Source organism: Segatella asaccharophila, from assembly GCF_054687055.1.
Map to the genome: position 1 here is coordinate 168,038 of NZ_BAACAN010000003.1, position 15,722 is coordinate 183,759.

General features: G+C 46.8%; 13 protein-coding genes. 9 read left to right on the forward strand and 4 right to left on the reverse strand.

Annotation, left to right across the window (positions count from 1 at the left end):
• Positions 1-4: 4 nt before the first annotated feature.
• Positions 5-1,027 (reverse strand): PfkB family carbohydrate kinase, encoded by a 1,023-nt coding sequence (locus ACYRYG_RS03100; protein ID WP_293419769.1) that lies wholly within the window; start codon positions 1,025-1,027, stop codon positions 5-7.
• A gap of 377 nt (positions 1,028-1,404) precedes the next feature.
• Between ACYRYG_RS03100 and ACYRYG_RS03105 the strand changes: the two genes are divergently transcribed.
• The 6 genes from ACYRYG_RS03105 to ACYRYG_RS03130 all read left to right on the forward strand — a co-directional run bounded on the left by ACYRYG_RS03105 (position 1,405) and on the right by ACYRYG_RS03130 (position 8,159).
• On the forward strand, positions 1,405-2,469 hold the full coding sequence (locus tag ACYRYG_RS03105) for a LacI family DNA-binding transcriptional regulator (protein WP_293419778.1): 1,065 nt from the start codon (positions 1,405-1,407) through the stop codon (positions 2,467-2,469).
• Positions 2,470-2,489: 20 nt separating this feature from the next.
• A complete protein-coding gene (locus ACYRYG_RS03110) occupies positions 2,490-3,986 on the forward strand; it encodes a UxaA family hydrolase (RefSeq protein WP_293429041.1) in 1,497 nt (498 codons plus the stop codon).
• Between the two features lie 81 nt (positions 3,987-4,067).
• Positions 4,068-5,360: a Na+/H+ antiporter NhaC family protein gene (locus ACYRYG_RS03115; protein WP_293419763.1), complete on the forward strand. Its 1,293-nt coding sequence runs from the start codon at positions 4,068-4,070 to the stop codon at positions 5,358-5,360.
• A 32-nt stretch (positions 5,361-5,392) separates the two neighbouring features.
• Positions 5,393-6,094, forward strand: a complete 702-nt coding sequence (locus ACYRYG_RS03120; RefSeq protein ID WP_293419760.1) for a hypothetical protein — start codon at positions 5,393-5,395, stop codon at positions 6,092-6,094.
• A gap of 17 nt (positions 6,095-6,111) precedes the next feature.
• Positions 6,112-6,801 (forward strand): glycoside hydrolase family 25 protein, encoded by a 690-nt coding sequence (locus ACYRYG_RS03125; RefSeq protein ID WP_293422889.1) that lies wholly within the window; start codon positions 6,112-6,114, stop codon positions 6,799-6,801.
• A 104-nt stretch (positions 6,802-6,905) separates the two neighbouring features.
• Entirely contained in the window at positions 6,906-8,159 is a 1,254-nt protein-coding gene (locus ACYRYG_RS03130; protein ID WP_460197585.1) for a zinc ribbon domain-containing protein, read from the forward strand.
• A 303-nt stretch (positions 8,160-8,462) separates the two neighbouring features.
• On the opposite strand, the gene ACYRYG_RS03135 is transcribed toward ACYRYG_RS03130, so the two are convergent.
• The 3 genes from ACYRYG_RS03135 to ACYRYG_RS03145 all read right to left on the reverse strand — a co-directional run bounded on the left by ACYRYG_RS03135 (position 8,463) and on the right by ACYRYG_RS03145 (position 11,522).
• Complete coding sequence (locus tag ACYRYG_RS03135) at positions 8,463-10,091, reverse strand: class I adenylate-forming enzyme family protein (protein ID WP_293417844.1); 1,629 nt, start codon at positions 10,089-10,091, stop codon at positions 8,463-8,465.
• A gap of 61 nt (positions 10,092-10,152) precedes the next feature.
• Positions 10,153-10,578: an acyl-CoA thioesterase gene (locus tag ACYRYG_RS03140; protein ID WP_293417841.1), complete on the reverse strand. Its 426-nt coding sequence runs from the start codon at positions 10,576-10,578 to the stop codon at positions 10,153-10,155.
• A gap of 206 nt (positions 10,579-10,784) precedes the next feature.
• On the reverse strand, positions 10,785-11,522 hold the full coding sequence (locus tag ACYRYG_RS03145; RefSeq protein ID WP_293417838.1) for a DnaJ domain-containing protein: 738 nt from the start codon (positions 11,520-11,522) through the stop codon (positions 10,785-10,787).
• 97 nt (positions 11,523-11,619) lie between these two features.
• Between ACYRYG_RS03145 and ACYRYG_RS03150 the strand changes: the two genes are divergently transcribed.
• From ACYRYG_RS03150 to ACYRYG_RS03160, 3 genes are all read left to right on the forward strand, one after another.
• Positions 11,620-13,386 (forward strand): bifunctional metallophosphatase/5'-nucleotidase, encoded by a 1,767-nt coding sequence (locus tag ACYRYG_RS03150; RefSeq protein ID WP_460197588.1) that lies wholly within the window; start codon positions 11,620-11,622, stop codon positions 13,384-13,386.
• Between the two features lie 49 nt (positions 13,387-13,435).
• Positions 13,436-14,245, forward strand: coding sequence for an NAD(+) diphosphatase (gene nudC, locus ACYRYG_RS03155; RefSeq protein ID WP_293417833.1), 810 nt, complete (start codon positions 13,436-13,438; stop codon positions 14,243-14,245).
• 79 nt (positions 14,246-14,324) lie between these two features.
• Positions 14,325-15,626 (forward strand): NCS2 family permease, encoded by a 1,302-nt coding sequence (locus ACYRYG_RS03160; protein WP_293417830.1) that lies wholly within the window; start codon positions 14,325-14,327, stop codon positions 15,624-15,626.
• The last annotated feature ends 96 nt before the right edge of the window (positions 15,627-15,722 follow it).

Genomic DNA, 15,722 nt, shown 5'->3' on the forward strand with positions numbered 1-15,722 from the left:
GGTATCAGCGTTGAACACGCCCACTGGCATTTCCTTCTGCCAGACTTTCCACCTCTTCCGCATTGACGAGGTTGAAATCGCCGGGAATGGTATGCTTCAAGGCTGAAGCAGCAACAGCAAACTCCAGAGCCTCACGCGGATCCGCCTTCGTCAGCAGACCGTGGATCAGTCCACCGGCAAAAGAATCTCCTCCGCCTACGCGGTCAATGATCGGCATAATATCATAATGCTTGCTCTCATAAAATTCCTTGCCATCATAAATAAGCGCTTTCCATCCATTATGACTGGCAGAGAGAGATTCCCGAAGCGTGGAGACGACATATTTAAAGCCAAATTCCTTCATCATCCCCTTGAAGATGTGGTAATAGCCCTTTGCATCCGTCTTTCCCGCCTCTATGTCAGCATCCGGTTTGAATCCCAGACAGGACTGGGCATCCTCTTCATTTCCAATACAGACATCCACGTATTTCATCAGTGGACGCATCACGGCGATCGCTTTCTCTGAAGACCATAATTTCTTGCGGAAATTCAGATCTACGGAGACGGTCACGCCATGGCGCTTGGCAGCCTCACAAGCCAACTGGGTCAGTTTGGCAGCTTTGTCACTGATAGCGGGCGTAATGCCTGTCCAATGGAACCATTGTGCCCCTTCCATGATCTTGTCAAAATCGAAGTCAGAAGCATCTGCCTCGGCAATAGCACTGTGTGCACGGTCATAGATGACCTTTGAAGGACGCATGGAAGCGCCTGTCTCGGCATAGTATAACCCTACCCGGTCTCCTCCGCGGACGATAAAATCTGTATGCACGCCATAGCGGCGTAATGCATTGACAGCAATTTGTCCGATTTCATGTTTGGGAAGTTTGGTCACGAAATAAGCCTCATGGCCATAATTAGCCAGACTCACTGCGACATTTGCCTCACCACCACCAGGAATGATGCGGAAAGAATCGGTCTGTATAAAACGATCGTTTGCTTCCGGCGACAGGCGGAGCATGATCTCGCCTAATGTAACAACTTTAGCCATTTTAAATGTTTTTGTTGATAGTTTACTTAGATCTTGAGTATGTTTGTTCTCATAGGGCAAAAATAATGAATAATTCCCATATTTCGAAATAAAATCAGGAAAATCTTCCTATTTGATAATAAATAACAAGAAATACAAAAGCTTGCTTGTCTTGTTTTTCATGAATACGCTCCTCGAAAGCACCTTTCCCCTTTATTGTTTTAACCGTCTGATGATGAAAAAGCACCGTTTATTCAAATTTTCCCGTTGTGCATTCGCACAATTAAAATGAAATGTGTACATTTGTAACGGTGTTCAAGCCGTTTGACAGCATATCCTCTTCCAATGATAGAGAGGAAGTGGGTTTGCCTATTAATATTCATTTATTTACAAGGAGTATGCCCTTAAAAATCAGAATCAAGGATATAGCCGAGAGAGCAGGAGTTTCTGTAGGAACTGTCGACAGGGTGCTGCATGACCGCCCCAACGTGTCCAAGCCGGCAAGGACAAAAGTTGAACAAGCCTTAAAGGAAATGAACTACCAGCCAAACATGTACGCCAGTGCTCTGGCTTATAACAAGGAGTATGCCTTCTACCTGCTGATCCCCCAGCACGAACATGAAGCCTACTGGGCTGAAATAGAAGAGGGGGCGAAAAGATGTGAGGAGCTGCGGCGGGATTTCCATATCAATCTGGAGATCGTGCACTACAACCGCTATGACGATGCTTCCTTCACTGCAGAATGCGAGGGGGTCTTCAAGATGAAACCGGACGGTGTGATCATCGTTCCCACCAAACTCGATGTCACGCGTCTTTTCACGGACCAGTTGCATAAGGAAAACATACCCTTCATCTTCCTTGATTCCTATATGCCGGACCTCAAGCCTCTGGCTTTCTACGGCCAGGATTCTTTCTGCAGTGGTTTCTTTGCTGCAAAGATGCTGATGCTGATCGCTTCGGGGGAATCTGAAATCATGCTGATGAAACTGACTAAAGACGGACAGGTGATCAGCAAGCAGCAGGACAACCGCGAGGTGGGCTTCCGGCATTACATGCGCGATCACTATCCGGACATCAAGATTACCGAGCTGCAGCTTCCTATGGGGGACAACCGGAAGGAATATTACCAGATCCTGGAAGACTTCTTCAACAGCCATCCCTCTGTTCACCATTGCATCACCTTAAGTTCGAAAGCACATATTGTAGGGGATTTCTTGCTGGCCACCAACCGGCGGGATATACAAATCATGGGATATGACATGGTGGGGAAAAATGCCAGATGCCTGAAGCTCGGAAGCATTTCCTTCCTCATAGCCCAGCATGCCTACATGCAGGGGTACTACTGTGTAGATGCTCTCTTCAGGGCCACCGTGCTCAAGAAGAAGGTCCAGCCTGTCAACTATATGCCAATCGAACTTCTGACCAAAGAGAATGTGGACTTCTATAAAAGGACACAATTATAATTACAAAAACGAACTACAAAATGAAATCATCCAGTTTTATTAAAATCAATCCTGCTGACAATGTCGTGGTCTGTCTGCGCCCCTTTAAAAGGGGAGAAACCCTCGGCATTGACGGCCATTCCATCACCTTGCTGCAGGATGTTCCAGCAGGACACAAGGTGCTGATTACAAATGTATGCAAAGGTACCAACATCATCAAGTACGGCTATCCCATAGGCCATGCGAAAACGGATCTGGCACAGGGACAATGGGTCAATGAGCAGGATCTGCAGACCAATCTGTCTGGAACCCTTGATTATACCTACACCCCCGTCCGGGACACCGTGAATATTCCCCGGGATCATCGTACTTTCCAGGGGTATGTACGCGGGAATGGCGAGGTGGGTACTCGTAATGAAATATGGATCGTCCCTACCGTGGGATGTGTAAACGGTATTGCCCAACGGCTCGCACAGCAACTGCAGGAAGAGACACACCTCGAGGGGATTGACGCCGTGCATGCCTGGGTCCACAACTACGGCTGTTCCCAACTGGGGGATGACCACGAAAACACCCGTAAGATCCTTCGTGACTTGTGCCTGCATCCCAATGCGGGGGGGGTACTGGTGTTATCGTTGGGATGTGAAAATAACCAGCCTGGTCCTTTCATGAAAAGTTTAGGAGATTATGATCCTGAACGCATCAAACTCCTGGTTGCCCAGCAGGTAAAAGGCGATGAACTGGAAGAGGGCATGAAGATTCTCCGCCAACTTTACCATAAAGCACAGCAGGACCGGCGCACGGAGGTTCCTATAAGCAAACTGCGGATAGGCCTGAAATGCGGTGGATCTGATGGATTCAGCGGTATAACGGCCAATCCTCTCCTGGGAGAATTTTCCGACTATCTCGTTGCCCAGGGGGGCACTACCGTCCTGACGGAAGTGCCCGAGATGTTCGGCGCAGAAACCATATTGATGAACCGTTGCAAAACGGCAGGACTCTTCCACAAAACCGTAGAGATGATCAACGGTTTCAAAGAATATTACCTCTCGCATGGCCAGCCCGTAGGAGAAAACCCCTCTCCTGGCAACAAGGCCGGGGGGATCTCTACCCTGGAGGACAAGGCCTTGGGATGTACCCAGAAATGTGGGAAAGCACTGGTCAGTGGCGTGCTCGGATATGGGGAACGCTTGCAGGCTCCAGGCCTTAACCTCCTGTCTGCTCCGGGAAATGACCTGGTCGCTTCTACGGCACTGGCTGCAGCCGGTTGCCAGATCGTTCTCTTTACCACTGGCAGGGGAACTCCTTTCGGAACTTTCGTACCGACCATAAAGGTTGCTTCGAACAGCACTCTCTATCATAACAAACCTAACTGGCTGGACTTTAATGCAGGGGTGCTTCTTGAAGATACCGGCATGAAAAGGCTGACGACCCTTTTTATCAATAAGGTACTTGCCATCGCCGGCGGTGAACAGAGTAAAAATGAGATCAATGGCTACCAGGAGATCGCTATCTTCAAAAATGGAGTAACCCTCTGAAACGATTCCCAGACCCTTCTGTTCTCCTCAGTCGCTCTGTTCATAAAATGAATCTTATCCTCAAAATAAAAAAACGAAACAGTGAATAAAAAACGTGGATTACTGGCCCTCTCACCGCTGATCATTCTCATCATCCTCATCATCATTTTCACCCGTTATTCGGTAGATAAAAGTGACCGTGAGCCTAACCTGTCAATGTCCGTAGCTTTTCTGATATCAAGTATCTATGCCATCATGATCACCGGAGGTATGCCGATGAAAGCCAGGATTGACACCTACAGCAAGGGAGCAGGCTCCAGTAATATCATGCTGATGTTGTGGATCTATGTCCTTGCAGGAGCTTTTGCTTCTTCAGCCAAGGGAATGGGATCCATTGATGCTACAGTGAATTTAGCCCTCCATTACCTGCCGGCGAAGATGCTCCTTCCAGGTCTCTTCCTCGCCTCCTGTTTCATTTCCATCTCCATCGGCACCAGCGTGGGTACAGTGGTAGCACTCGTCCCCATCGCCGCGGACATAGCCCATTCCATGGGTGCCAACGTGCCCATGATCACGGCAATCATCGTGGGAGGGGCCTATTTCGGAGATAACCTTTCCTTCATCTCTGACACGACAGTAGTCGCCACACAGACACAGGGGTGTAACATGAGCGATAAATTCCGGGTCAACAGTCTGATCGTCATGCCTGTGGCCGTCATCGTACTGATCATATATACCTTCCTCGGCATACATATCCAATCCCCTGCATACATACCGAAGGTGGAATTTATCAAGGTAATTCCTTATCTCGTCGTATTAATCACTGCCATTGCCAGGATGAATGTTATGGCAGTACTGACGTTAGGCCTTATCCTCTGTGGCGTGATCGGAATGATAGACGGGGACTACTCCATTTACGGCTGGTTCAGTGCCATCGGCAACGGAGTCCTGGGCATGGGCGAACTGGTGATGATAGCAATGATGGCCGGTGGCATGCTGGAGATCATCCGGGCGAACGGTGGCATCGATTATATCATTGACCGGCTCACCGCTCACGTCAAAGGTAAGAGAGGGGCTGAACTGTCCATCGCGGCACTGGTTTCCCTGGTCAACATCTGCACGGCCAACAATACGGTAGCTATTCTGACCGTGGGTGATATTTCAAAACGGATCGGGGATAAATTCGGCGTGGACAATCGTAAGGCAGCCAGTATCCTGGATACCTTCTCGTGTTGCGTGCAAGGGCTCCTTCCTTACGGGGTACAGATGCTGCTGGCCGCCGGGCTGGCTCATGTGAACCCGATGCAAATCCTGCCCTACCTGTACTACCCCATGGCTATAGGCATAGCCGCTTTGATGGCTATTCTTTTCCGGTACCCCAAAAAATACAGTTAAGAAGAGTCGTTTGGACTTAAATTCGTGAAATCATGAACTTTATACAGAGAAATGTTTTTAAGAAATTACGTTCACAGTATTTCCTGTCTCATGAAACACTAGAACCCATGACGCGCTTCAAAATGCAAAAACTTGAAGCCCTGATGAATAATGTCACTGAATCAAAGGAGGGCAAGGTCACGCTGGCTACTCCTTTCCTGGAGAAGAAATTAAGATCTATAGAACTGACTGAACGCCATGCCATTGACACCAGTATAGAGACTCTTGAATTACTTCATCTCATCGTCTCGAACATCAATGCAATGCTCAACTATGGCGTGAGCCTCAAAGGCATCATCCAGCTTGGAGAATATCTGCGAAGTCCCAAGGGGGGTAAAGTAGACTGGTTGAAACTGGATAAATGGCTCAGCAAACTCCATCTGGGGCGTATCTCCCAGTTAGAAGGCAGCATCCTCATCCTGTTCTTCCATTTTGAGGAAGATGAGGTACCTTTCGTACACCATCTGGAGAAAGGTGCAGGCGGGCTTACGATCCGTTCACTGTGCAACACCTGGGCAGACATCACGAAAGAGTGGCACTTCCGGCAGGGTACTACGGGATTCATACAGAATAACAGCAAGGTGCTCTGGCGCAATCTCCGCCAGAGTATGCGCTATTTCGGATATGCTCCTGTGGAGACAATATTCAACTTTTTACATAATTTTGCACGTTCCTTATCTGAAATTGAAGAATAGTTAGTATCTTTGCGACGATGAAGCGGATTTTATTATTAATACTCGGCCTATTTACGCTATCTTTGTCACAAGCCCAGGAGGCAGAAGACGAGGATACGTGTCATTATGTCCAGGGAATTGACCTCAGCCATTACCAGGGAACGGTATTCTGGAAAACGGTAGGCGATAATTCCAACATGGCCTATGTGTATCTGAAAGCCACGGAAGGTGGAGGCCGGATAGACAGCAAATACCAGGAAAACATTGACCTGGCTCATCGCAACGGTCTGAAAGTAGGCTCCTACCATTTTTACCGCCCGCGATATTCCCAGCAACAGCAGTTGGACAATTTCCTGTCCCAATGCCGTCCGGGGGACCAGGACTTAATTCCAATGGTCGATATAGAAACGAGGAGTGGACTGTCTGAAGAAGAGTTCTGCGACAGCCTTTTCAAATTCCTCCGGCTCATCGAGCGGACTTACCGACAAAAGCCACTGCTCTATACAGGAGCTAATTTCTACGACCATAACCTGGCAGGAAAAGTAGACAATTATAAATTGATGATAGCCCAGTATACCAAACGCATTCCACGTCTTACAGACGGTCGTGACTTTGAATTATGGCAATACACCGGAAGAGGCCACCTTGATGGCATCAATGGTTATGTTGACAAAAGTCGGCTGATGGGGCGTCATAAATTACGTGAAATCAGGTTCCGACACCGATGATAATCAATGGATTTTATAAGAAATCTAATAAATGACCTTTAAATTCATTCCATTCTGTTATTTAGTGAATAAAAAGTAGAAATTAGAATTTTATAATATAAGATATGGCTATTATCAAGTGCCCGGAGTGTGGTCATCAAATCAGTGATAAAGCACCCGTTTGCCCCAATTGTGGAGTTGAAATTGCAGGAAAGATCATCCGTTGTCCCAATTGTGGAGAAGTTTATTTTGCTAATGAGGAGATGTGCCCTAACTGCCATCGGCCCACGAGATTGAACAAGACCTCCACACAAGTTCCTTTTACGTCCTCTTCATCAGCCGGTGCCTCACCGTTGCCACCAGTTACCGATAATGTTCCGCCGAAAGATACGACGGAGAATAAAAACCATTCCGTACCACCGCACCGGACATCCATCCAGGGCCCTGTTCCCCCGAGGAATCCTTCAGGCAGCAGCTTCTCTACTTCCGGCGGAAAGAAAAAGCATAAAAAGCGGAACTATACCCCTCTGATCATTGCCGTATTGATCGCGCTTGTTGCTTTAGGTATCATGTATCACTTCTATTCGACAGCCCAGACCGGAAAAGAGCAACAAGACTACGAATATGCGATGAAAAGTTCGGATCCTACCGTCCTGCAAAGTTATTTGAATACCTATCCGAATGCGCCGGAAGCCCATCTGGATTCTGTGCAAAATCATCTGATGGAAATCAAGCAGAATGACCAGGAATGGACCAATGCGATAATGAGGGGCTCGAAAGGTGCCCTGGAAGACTATCTCCAGAATCATCCTCATTCTCCTCATGCCCCGGAGGCACGCAATAAAATCGATTCTCTGGACTGGCGCGATGCCCAAAACGAGAATACACCGGCAAGCTATCAGGAATATTTGAAAGAACATCCACAGGGTGCTTTTGTCAATTCGGCTCAAGAAAAGATGGGAAAGGTACAGCAGAAAGAACTTCAACCGGAAGAGAAACAGATGATCTCTGCCCTCTTCAAGACGTTCTTCCAGAGCATCAATTCAAAAAATGATGACCGTGCCACTGACCAGGTGGAAAATGTCATGTCCTCTTTTTTAGGCAAGACGAATGCTCACAAAGAAGATGTCGCCAGTTTCATACACAAAATATGGAAAAATGACATTACTAATATGAACTGGAGAATCAACAATGACTATACGATCAAGAAACAGAGTGTCGGGGATGACAAATATGAATATCAGGTGCAGTTTTCTGCACGCCAGAGTGTGAGCAGTACGGATTCTTCCCAACCTACTCAGTCTGATTTCCGGATCAATGCGACGGTCTCACCCAATGGGAAGATCAGTTCGTTCAATATGGCCAAGGTTATTCTATAATTTAAGGCTGACCGTCAGGGACAGGCATCCGTTTATCCATTCCGGAAGGTATTGGGGAAAGTCATTTATGGTTGATTTTTTCACACGTTGATTACCAGACTGTGGTCAACTCCTTACCACGGCTTGGTAACGATGTTTCCACGGCTTGGTAAGCTTGTTTCCAAGCCTTGGTAAGCAAGTTACCAAACCTCGGTAATGATTTTCCATAGATGTCAGCCTCGGATCAGGTTGACAACGACAGATCAAACAGGCTGGGATTCAACGTCCTGAGCACGTGAATTCCAGTCTGCATTCATCCATTCTTCATACTTGATAGAGAAGTCCGTTTTTGAGGTCTTCATGAGCAATCTCCCTCAACTTGCCATGTAATTTCTTGCCAGTTGCGTTGAAAGGTATATGAGAGACGAAACGGTAAAATCGCGGACGCTTGAAATTGGCCATATTCAGGTTTTTCTTACAATAATCATCCAACTCTTCAGCCGTGAGCGAATCATCTTCTCTGACGATATAAGCCGTGACGACCTGTCCCCTGATTTTGTCAGGAACAGAGGTGACCATGCAGTCCTTGACCTTCGGGTTGGAGTTGAGGACCTCCTCGATCTGTGTAGGATAGATATTCTCACCCGAGGAGATGATCATGTCATCCCTGCGGCCGACGATAGTGAGGAACTGATTTTCGTCCCATGTAGCCAGATCCCCCGTATAGATGAAATCTTTATAGTATTTGCTTTCCGTTTCGGCATCATTATTGACATATCGATAAGGCGACTTGGCAGGGGAACAGATGATGACCTCACCGATGTCATGCCCATCTTTCGTGACCAGGTCATCCGGTTCAGAACGCCTGCCCTCATGGATCTTAACCACCCTCACATCATCATCCACGCAGGAAGAGCCTGCAGTCCCCGCATTTTCCGGTAAGTCAAAGGGTCTCAGGAAAGTGTTCCAGAAGGTTTCCGTCGTTCCATAGCCATTGAAGATATTCGGGGTCAGCACCTTCTGATAGCGAATGCAGGCAAACCGTTCCAAGGGACTGCCCATGGTCACGATGCCTTTGAGAGTACTCAGGTCAAAAGACTGCCGCTCCTGTTCATCCGCCAGTTTCTCCAGAACAGTAGGTACGCCGATGAGGAAAGTAATTTTATATTTTGCAATGTAGGCAAGCGTCTTTATCGCATCAAACTTAGTCATGATCACCAGTGTGGCCCCCGCATAAAAGGTAGGGCAAGGACCGGCACAGTGCAGGCCACCACGATGAAACCAGGGAGTAGTATTCATGGTTACATCCTTATAGCTCATCGGGAAATGGATCATGACATCATGACTGGAAAGCACCTCATTGATACTGGTCAGAGGAACTCCCTTTGCATGTCCGGTCGTCCCTGAGGTATACAGACGGGTCGTTTCATCATAGATGTTATAAGCGCAGGTGTACGCGGGCTCCGTGCCGGGAGCATTCTTTATATAATCAGAGTAAGAGATGACCTCATCCTTACTTTCCCCGTCCGTGACGATAAGCCTTTTTGGCTTCAGCCCGGAAATTTTCAAGGCTTCCAGCATCCCCTCTTTCCTCGCAGAATCGAAAAGGATAAAACTGGGTTGAGAGTCTCTCAGGTTCTCAGCCAATTCGCCGGGGCTCAGACGATAGCTGACCGGACAGTTGACGGCATGAGTTTTATGTGCAGTGATGTAAGTGAAGACAAACTCCGGGCAGTTGGGCAGCTGCATCATGATCACGTCCCCCTTTTTGAGGCCATCATGGATCAAGGCATTAGCCAGGCGATTACAATCCCTGTTCAGATCAGCATACGTCCATGTCTTGTCCCTGTCCGGATCAACCATTGCCAACTTGCCACTATAGCGCATGACATTCCTCATGAACCCCTCAATCCAGGTGTAGTGGCTTTCAAAAATAGATTTGAAATCTTTCATAAAAACTGGTTCTAAAGTTATTAAACAATATAAAAAAACAAATCCCAACTTCACCAGGGCCTCATGCCCTGAGGTCCCTGCCCTCGTACTTGCACATAGCATTTACCCATCCGGGTAACAACTCTACCGATTTATTCAACTCCAGGTCATAGGCAACCATAACGGTCTTTACGGTACATTTTACTTCTTTACTTTCCAGATTAATCAATCGTTGCTGAAGGGTAAAACTCTTTTTCCCTATATGTATGACGGCGGTCTGCACGGCAACATGCTCATCCGTATGGAGCTGAGACAGAAAGTCAGCATCTATATGAACGACCACGATCGCATATTTTTTATCCATCTGAGGACAGACGGTCTTCATATAATGAATCTTCGCCGTATCGTAATATTGAAAATACACCGAATTATTCACATGCCCGAACTGGTCCGCATCACAGAAACGGAGTTGCATGTGTAATATATTATGATAAATAATCTCATCCATTTAAAAACGATAACTGATCTGTAAGTACACCTTTTACTCAAAAGAAAATCACAGGAAAAAGTCCCGGTTCATTACGTATTCACAACTCCTAAAGGTCCTTTATACGTAATCCGGTTTTCTGAAAATCTTAAAAAGACAATGACCATCCTTCTGGTCATTGCCTTTCCTAAAACTGAAGAATCGATACGGCCCAGCCGATCAACTCTTTATCCTTGTCGCATCTCTCGGAGCAGCATCTTCTGATGTTCCGTCAGATTCACAGGTAATTTGACGTTGTAAGTGATAATCAAGTCACCATACGTACCATCACCACGATCATATCCTTTTCCACGAACACGTACCTTCGTACCATTCTGCGTCTCCGGCTTGATCTTGAGTTTGATCCGATGTCCATTGCTCAACTGAAGGAGGATTTCTCCACCCAGCAACGCTGTATACAAGTCAATATTCACCTTTGCATCCATTTCCCCTGTACTCTGGCGGGCATTTCCGAAGCCGGTATTGCCAAAACCTCCGAAGCCACTATTAAAACCACCTGAAGTATGATAGCGGGTATGCCTTCTGCCCCCTCCGAACAAGTCTTCAAAGAAATCAGAAAAGCCACTGCCCCCTCCAAAACTGTTAAAGTCAAATCCTTCAAACGGATTGCCCCCCGGAGAGCCCTGTCCAAAACCACCGGTCCCTCCTGCGGCACCACCCGCCTGTTCAAAAGCGTCCGCATTGCGCCACTGTTCACCATATTTATCATATTTGGCACGCTTTTTAGGATCAGAGATAACTTCATAAGCCTCATTCAACGCCTGGAACTTCGCCTTCGCCTTAGGGTCATCAGGATGAAGATCAGGATGAAACTGCTTTACCCTTTTCAGGTATGCATCACGAACATCCTTTTGAGGAATGCTCTTGTCAACGCCCAGAATTTTATAATAATCTATAAATGCCATATCTTTCTATCTCTCAATTAACGATAAGATATGCAACAAAAAGTATACCAAATCCAACAATAATTAGTAAATTTGCAAAGTAATCAACAAATGTCAGATGAAAAAAACGATTATTGGCCTTCTGGCAATCATGATCAGTTTACCAACTATGGCACAAACGAGAACAGTCAATCTCAGGATTATTGAAACAAGTGATGTACATGGATGTTTCTTTCCTTACGATTTTATCAATCATCAACCTAAAGAAGGGTCATTAGCCCGTGTCGTTACCTATGTAGATTCCTTGAGGGAAAAATACGGGAATCATCTCATCCTTCTGGATAACGGCGATATTCTTCAAGGACAACCCACCTGCTATTACAGCAATTATGTCAAACCTGAACTGCCAAATGTAGCAGCCAGTGTCGTCAACTATATGCACTATGACGCCGAAACCATGGGCAACCATGACGTTGAGACAGGGCATGCCGTCTATGATCCATGGATCAAGGAGGTCAGATGCCCTGTTCTGGGAGCAAATATCATCTCCACGAAGACAGGACAGCCCTACGTACACCCTTACACGATCATCAAAAGGGATGGCATAAAAATTGCCGTTCTGGGAATGCTGACAGATGCCATTCCCAACTGGCTCAACGAGCATTTGTGGAGTGGTCTCTATTTTGAGAACATGGTAAAATCCTGCCGCTATTGGGTCAGTTACCTGCAGACTCACGAACACCCGAACCTGATCATCGGTCTCTTTCACAGCGGAAAGGAAGGCGGGATACAGAATGACCGATTCGATGAGAATGCCTCCATAGAAGTAGCCAGGAAAGTTCCCGGCTTTGACCTTATCCTCTATGGCCATGACCATACCCTTCATCAGGATCTTATCAAGAATACGGTTACCGGGAAAGAAGTGCTCTGCCTGGATCCGAGCTGCTATGCCCTTTACGTGAGTGATGCACAGATCTCCATAACTGTTTCTGACGGTACGGATCCTATCACGTTAGGCACCAAGGTGACCGGACAACTGGTCAATATCTGCCACGAAAAGACAGATACTGCATTTACCAGACATTTCGAACCAGAGATAGACAGTGTGAGAACTTTTGTAGATCGTAAGATCGGCACCTTTAAACATAGTATTTACACTCGTGATTGCTATTTTGGCAGTGCCCCCTTCACTGATTTCATCCAGGATCTGCAACTGAAGATCACCGGAGCAGACCTCTCTTTCAATGCCCCCCTGTCCTTTGATACGAGCATTCAGAAGGGAGATGTGCATGTCAGCGATCTTTTCAATCTCTACCGCTATGAGAATCAGATCTACACTGTCAGAATGACGGGAGAAGAAATCCTCAGATATCTGGAGATGAGCTATGACCTCTGGGTCAACACGATGAAAAGTCCCGAGGATCATATCATGCTCCTTGCCGATCATCCTGACAATGGAGAAGAAAGGTATCAGTTCAAGAACATGGCTTTCAATTTCGATTCTGCTGTCGGCATCGACTATACTGTGGACGTGACCAAACCTGACGGACAGAAAGTCCATATCCTCAGGATGAGCAATGGACAGCCTTTTGACCTGAAGAAGTGGTACAAGGTAGCGATGAACAGTTACCGGGGGAACGGTGGTGGCGAACTCCTGACCAAGGGTGCAGGTATTCCTCATAAGGATCTGAAAAAACGAATCATTTTTCAAAGCAAGAAAGACCAGCGCTACTATCTTATGAAAGAAATCGAGCAGGCCGGGACGCTGGATCCTGAAGCCCATCACAACTGGCGTTTCATCCCTGAGGAATGGGCAACACCGGCGATCGCACGTGATAAGGCACTCCTCTTCGGGAAGCCGCTAACTGCTGCAGAGGAAAAATAATGTTTTAAAAATAAATTGAAATCATCTTATGAATGCTAACAGATCAGATATGAAGTATTGGTTCATATTTTGTAAAAGTGACCTCATGCTCGAGAAATTGCAGGACGGGCATTATACTATCCCTTATTCTGAAGAACCACCAGTCGTGACGAAGCCCTGGACCCATATTATGAACATTGCCTCCAAGGACAACAGCATGGAGATCAAGACTTTCAGCATTGATGATCCGTCAAAAACTTTCCTTCGTAAAGATCCGCAGCATACCCTGACCAACGATTCTCATTACGAAATGTGCGGCCTGAGGGCAAGCTATTACAGAATCCCATATAACCTGTATGTAGAGGCCGGCAAATGCAGTGAACTCCTCTATTGGGACAAGAACACACAGTTTTGCGGTGTCTGTGGTGCTCCGATGGAAATGCATACAGACATCAGCAAGAGATGTACGAATTGCGGCAAAGAAGTCTGGCCACAATTAGCCACGGCCATTATTGTCCTTATCCATCGTGGAGATGAAGTGCTCCTGGTCCATGCACGCAACTTCAAGGGTGATTTTTACGGACTGGTGGCCGGTTTTGTTGAAACCGGGGAAACGCTGGAACAGGCTGTCTATCGTGAAGTGAAAGAAGAAACGTCCCTGACGATCACGAATCTCCGCTATTTCGGTTCCCAGCCATGGCCCTATCCTAGTGGACTAATGGTAGGATATAATGCCGATTACGTCAGTGGCACCATTCATCTTCAGAAAGAAGAACTAAGCCGTGGTAGTTGGTTTACCAAAGAAAACCTTCCTGTGATCCCCGAGAAATTAAGTATAGCCCGCAGGATCCTTGATGACTGGTTGAAAGAAAAGAAATAGAGGAAGCCGGGGATGAAATATAATGCTTTTATCTCGCCCATCCAGTTCTCTGGCACATACAATCATAGATATATAAATAATGAAATTTTTCGAAAAAGCTCTGGGATTTGATCCCAGAAGTATGAAGATGAAGACAGAGGTTGTAGCAGGAGCTACGACCTTTCTCACGATGAGTTACATTTTAGCTGTCAATCCGGCCATCCTCTCAACGACAGGTATGGACAAAGCCGCACTCTTTACCGGCACGGTGATTGCAGCCGCCATTGCCACCCTGCTCCTGGCTTTCATGGCCAAACTACCTTTTGCACAAGCACCCTCCATGGGGCTGAACGCCTTCTTCGCCTATACCATGTGCCAGGCTCTCGGCTATACCTGGCAGCAGTCTCTGGCCATCATGCTGATCGAAGGGATCATCTTTCTCCTGATCACCTTCCTTAATATCCGGGAACTGATATTGAATTCGATACCGCAGAACCTACGATATGCCATCAGTACCGGTATCGGCATGTTCATCGCTTTCATCGGTTTAAAAAATGCAGGCATCATCGTCGCCAAACCAGGTACCTTCGTTGGTCTGGGAGATTTCACGAAACCGATGCTGCTCGGTGTCATTGCCATACTTTTAAGTTCTGTTCTCATGGCAAGAAAGATAAAGGGGGCATTGTTTTATAGTATTATCATTGCTACGATTATCGGCATCCCCATGGGAGTGACTTCTTTCTCCAAGGGATGGCTGCCAGTGAGTGCCCCGCAAAGTCTCGCACCTGTATTCTGCAAATTTGATTTCTCCGGATTGATGAACTTCCAGACCGTCATCACCGTTTTCACCTTGCTGATCGTCAATATATTTGATACGGTGGGAACATTAGTAGGATTAGCTGAAAAGACCGGCATCGTAAAGGCTGATGGAACGATCCCACACGTAAAGGAGGCGATGATGAGTGACGCTATCGGTACTACCTGCGGATCCTTCCTGGGCTGCTCTACCATCACGACTTACATCGAAAGCGCCAGCGGCATTGCCGAAGGCGGAAAAAGTGGGGTTACGAGTTTTGTAGTAGGCATCCTCTTCCTGATCAGCCTGTTCTTAAGTCCTGTCTTTCTGATTATTCCAAGTGCCGCAACCAGTGGAGCCCTTGTCTTAGTAGGTGTATTGATGCTTGACAGTATGAAGAAGATCAACCTGAATGAAGTCGGCGAAGCCTTTCCTGCATTTATTACTATGATCACCATGGTGCTCTGCTACTCTATCGCCGATGGGATCACCCTCGGAATCCTCAGTTATGTAGTGATCAAACTCTGCACCGGAAAATATAAAGATCTGAATCCGACTCTGATTATTCTGAGCATCATTTTTGTTCTCAGTTTCGTGTTCAAGTAATTTTATTCTTACTCTCCTACTGCGGACAACAGCCGGCAGTTCCTGCTACTTATATAAGATTATGCATAAAACAATAAAAGGATCCAGTCACCTGGA

What these genes read in the sequence shown, in the direction of transcription:
- ACYRYG_RS03145 (WP_293417838.1), bottom strand. Translation starts at nt 11,522, where the DNA reads ATGGCATTTATAGATTATTATAAAATTCTGGGCGTTGACAAGAGCATT.
- nudC (WP_293417833.1), top strand. Translation starts at nt 13,436, where the DNA reads ATGAAGTATTGGTTCATATTTTGTAAAAGTGACCTCATGCTCGAGAAA.
- ACYRYG_RS03105 (WP_293419778.1), top strand. Translation starts at nt 1,405, where the DNA reads ATGCCCTTAAAAATCAGAATCAAGGATATAGCCGAGAGAGCAGGAGTT.
- ACYRYG_RS03135 (WP_293417844.1), bottom strand. Translation starts at nt 10,091, where the DNA reads ATGAAAGATTTCAAATCTATTTTTGAAAGCCACTACACCTGGATTGAG.
- ACYRYG_RS03130 (WP_460197585.1), top strand. Translation starts at nt 6,906, where the DNA reads ATGGCTATTATCAAGTGCCCGGAGTGTGGTCATCAAATCAGTGATAAA.
- ACYRYG_RS03140 (WP_293417841.1), bottom strand. Translation starts at nt 10,578, where the DNA reads ATGGATGAGATTATTTATCATAATATATTACACATGCAACTCCGTTTC.
- ACYRYG_RS03150 (WP_460197588.1), top strand. Translation starts at nt 11,620, where the DNA reads ATGAAAAAAACGATTATTGGCCTTCTGGCAATCATGATCAGTTTACCA.
- ACYRYG_RS03100 (WP_293419769.1), bottom strand. Translation starts at nt 1,027, where the DNA reads ATGGCTAAAGTTGTTACATTAGGCGAGATCATGCTCCGCCTGTCGCCG.
- ACYRYG_RS03160 (WP_293417830.1), top strand. Translation starts at nt 14,325, where the DNA reads ATGAAATTTTTCGAAAAAGCTCTGGGATTTGATCCCAGAAGTATGAAG.
- ACYRYG_RS03120 (WP_293419760.1), top strand. Translation starts at nt 5,393, where the DNA reads ATGAACTTTATACAGAGAAATGTTTTTAAGAAATTACGTTCACAGTAT.
- ACYRYG_RS03110 (WP_293429041.1), top strand. Translation starts at nt 2,490, where the DNA reads ATGAAATCATCCAGTTTTATTAAAATCAATCCTGCTGACAATGTCGTG.
- ACYRYG_RS03125 (WP_293422889.1), top strand. Translation starts at nt 6,112, where the DNA reads ATGAAGCGGATTTTATTATTAATACTCGGCCTATTTACGCTATCTTTG.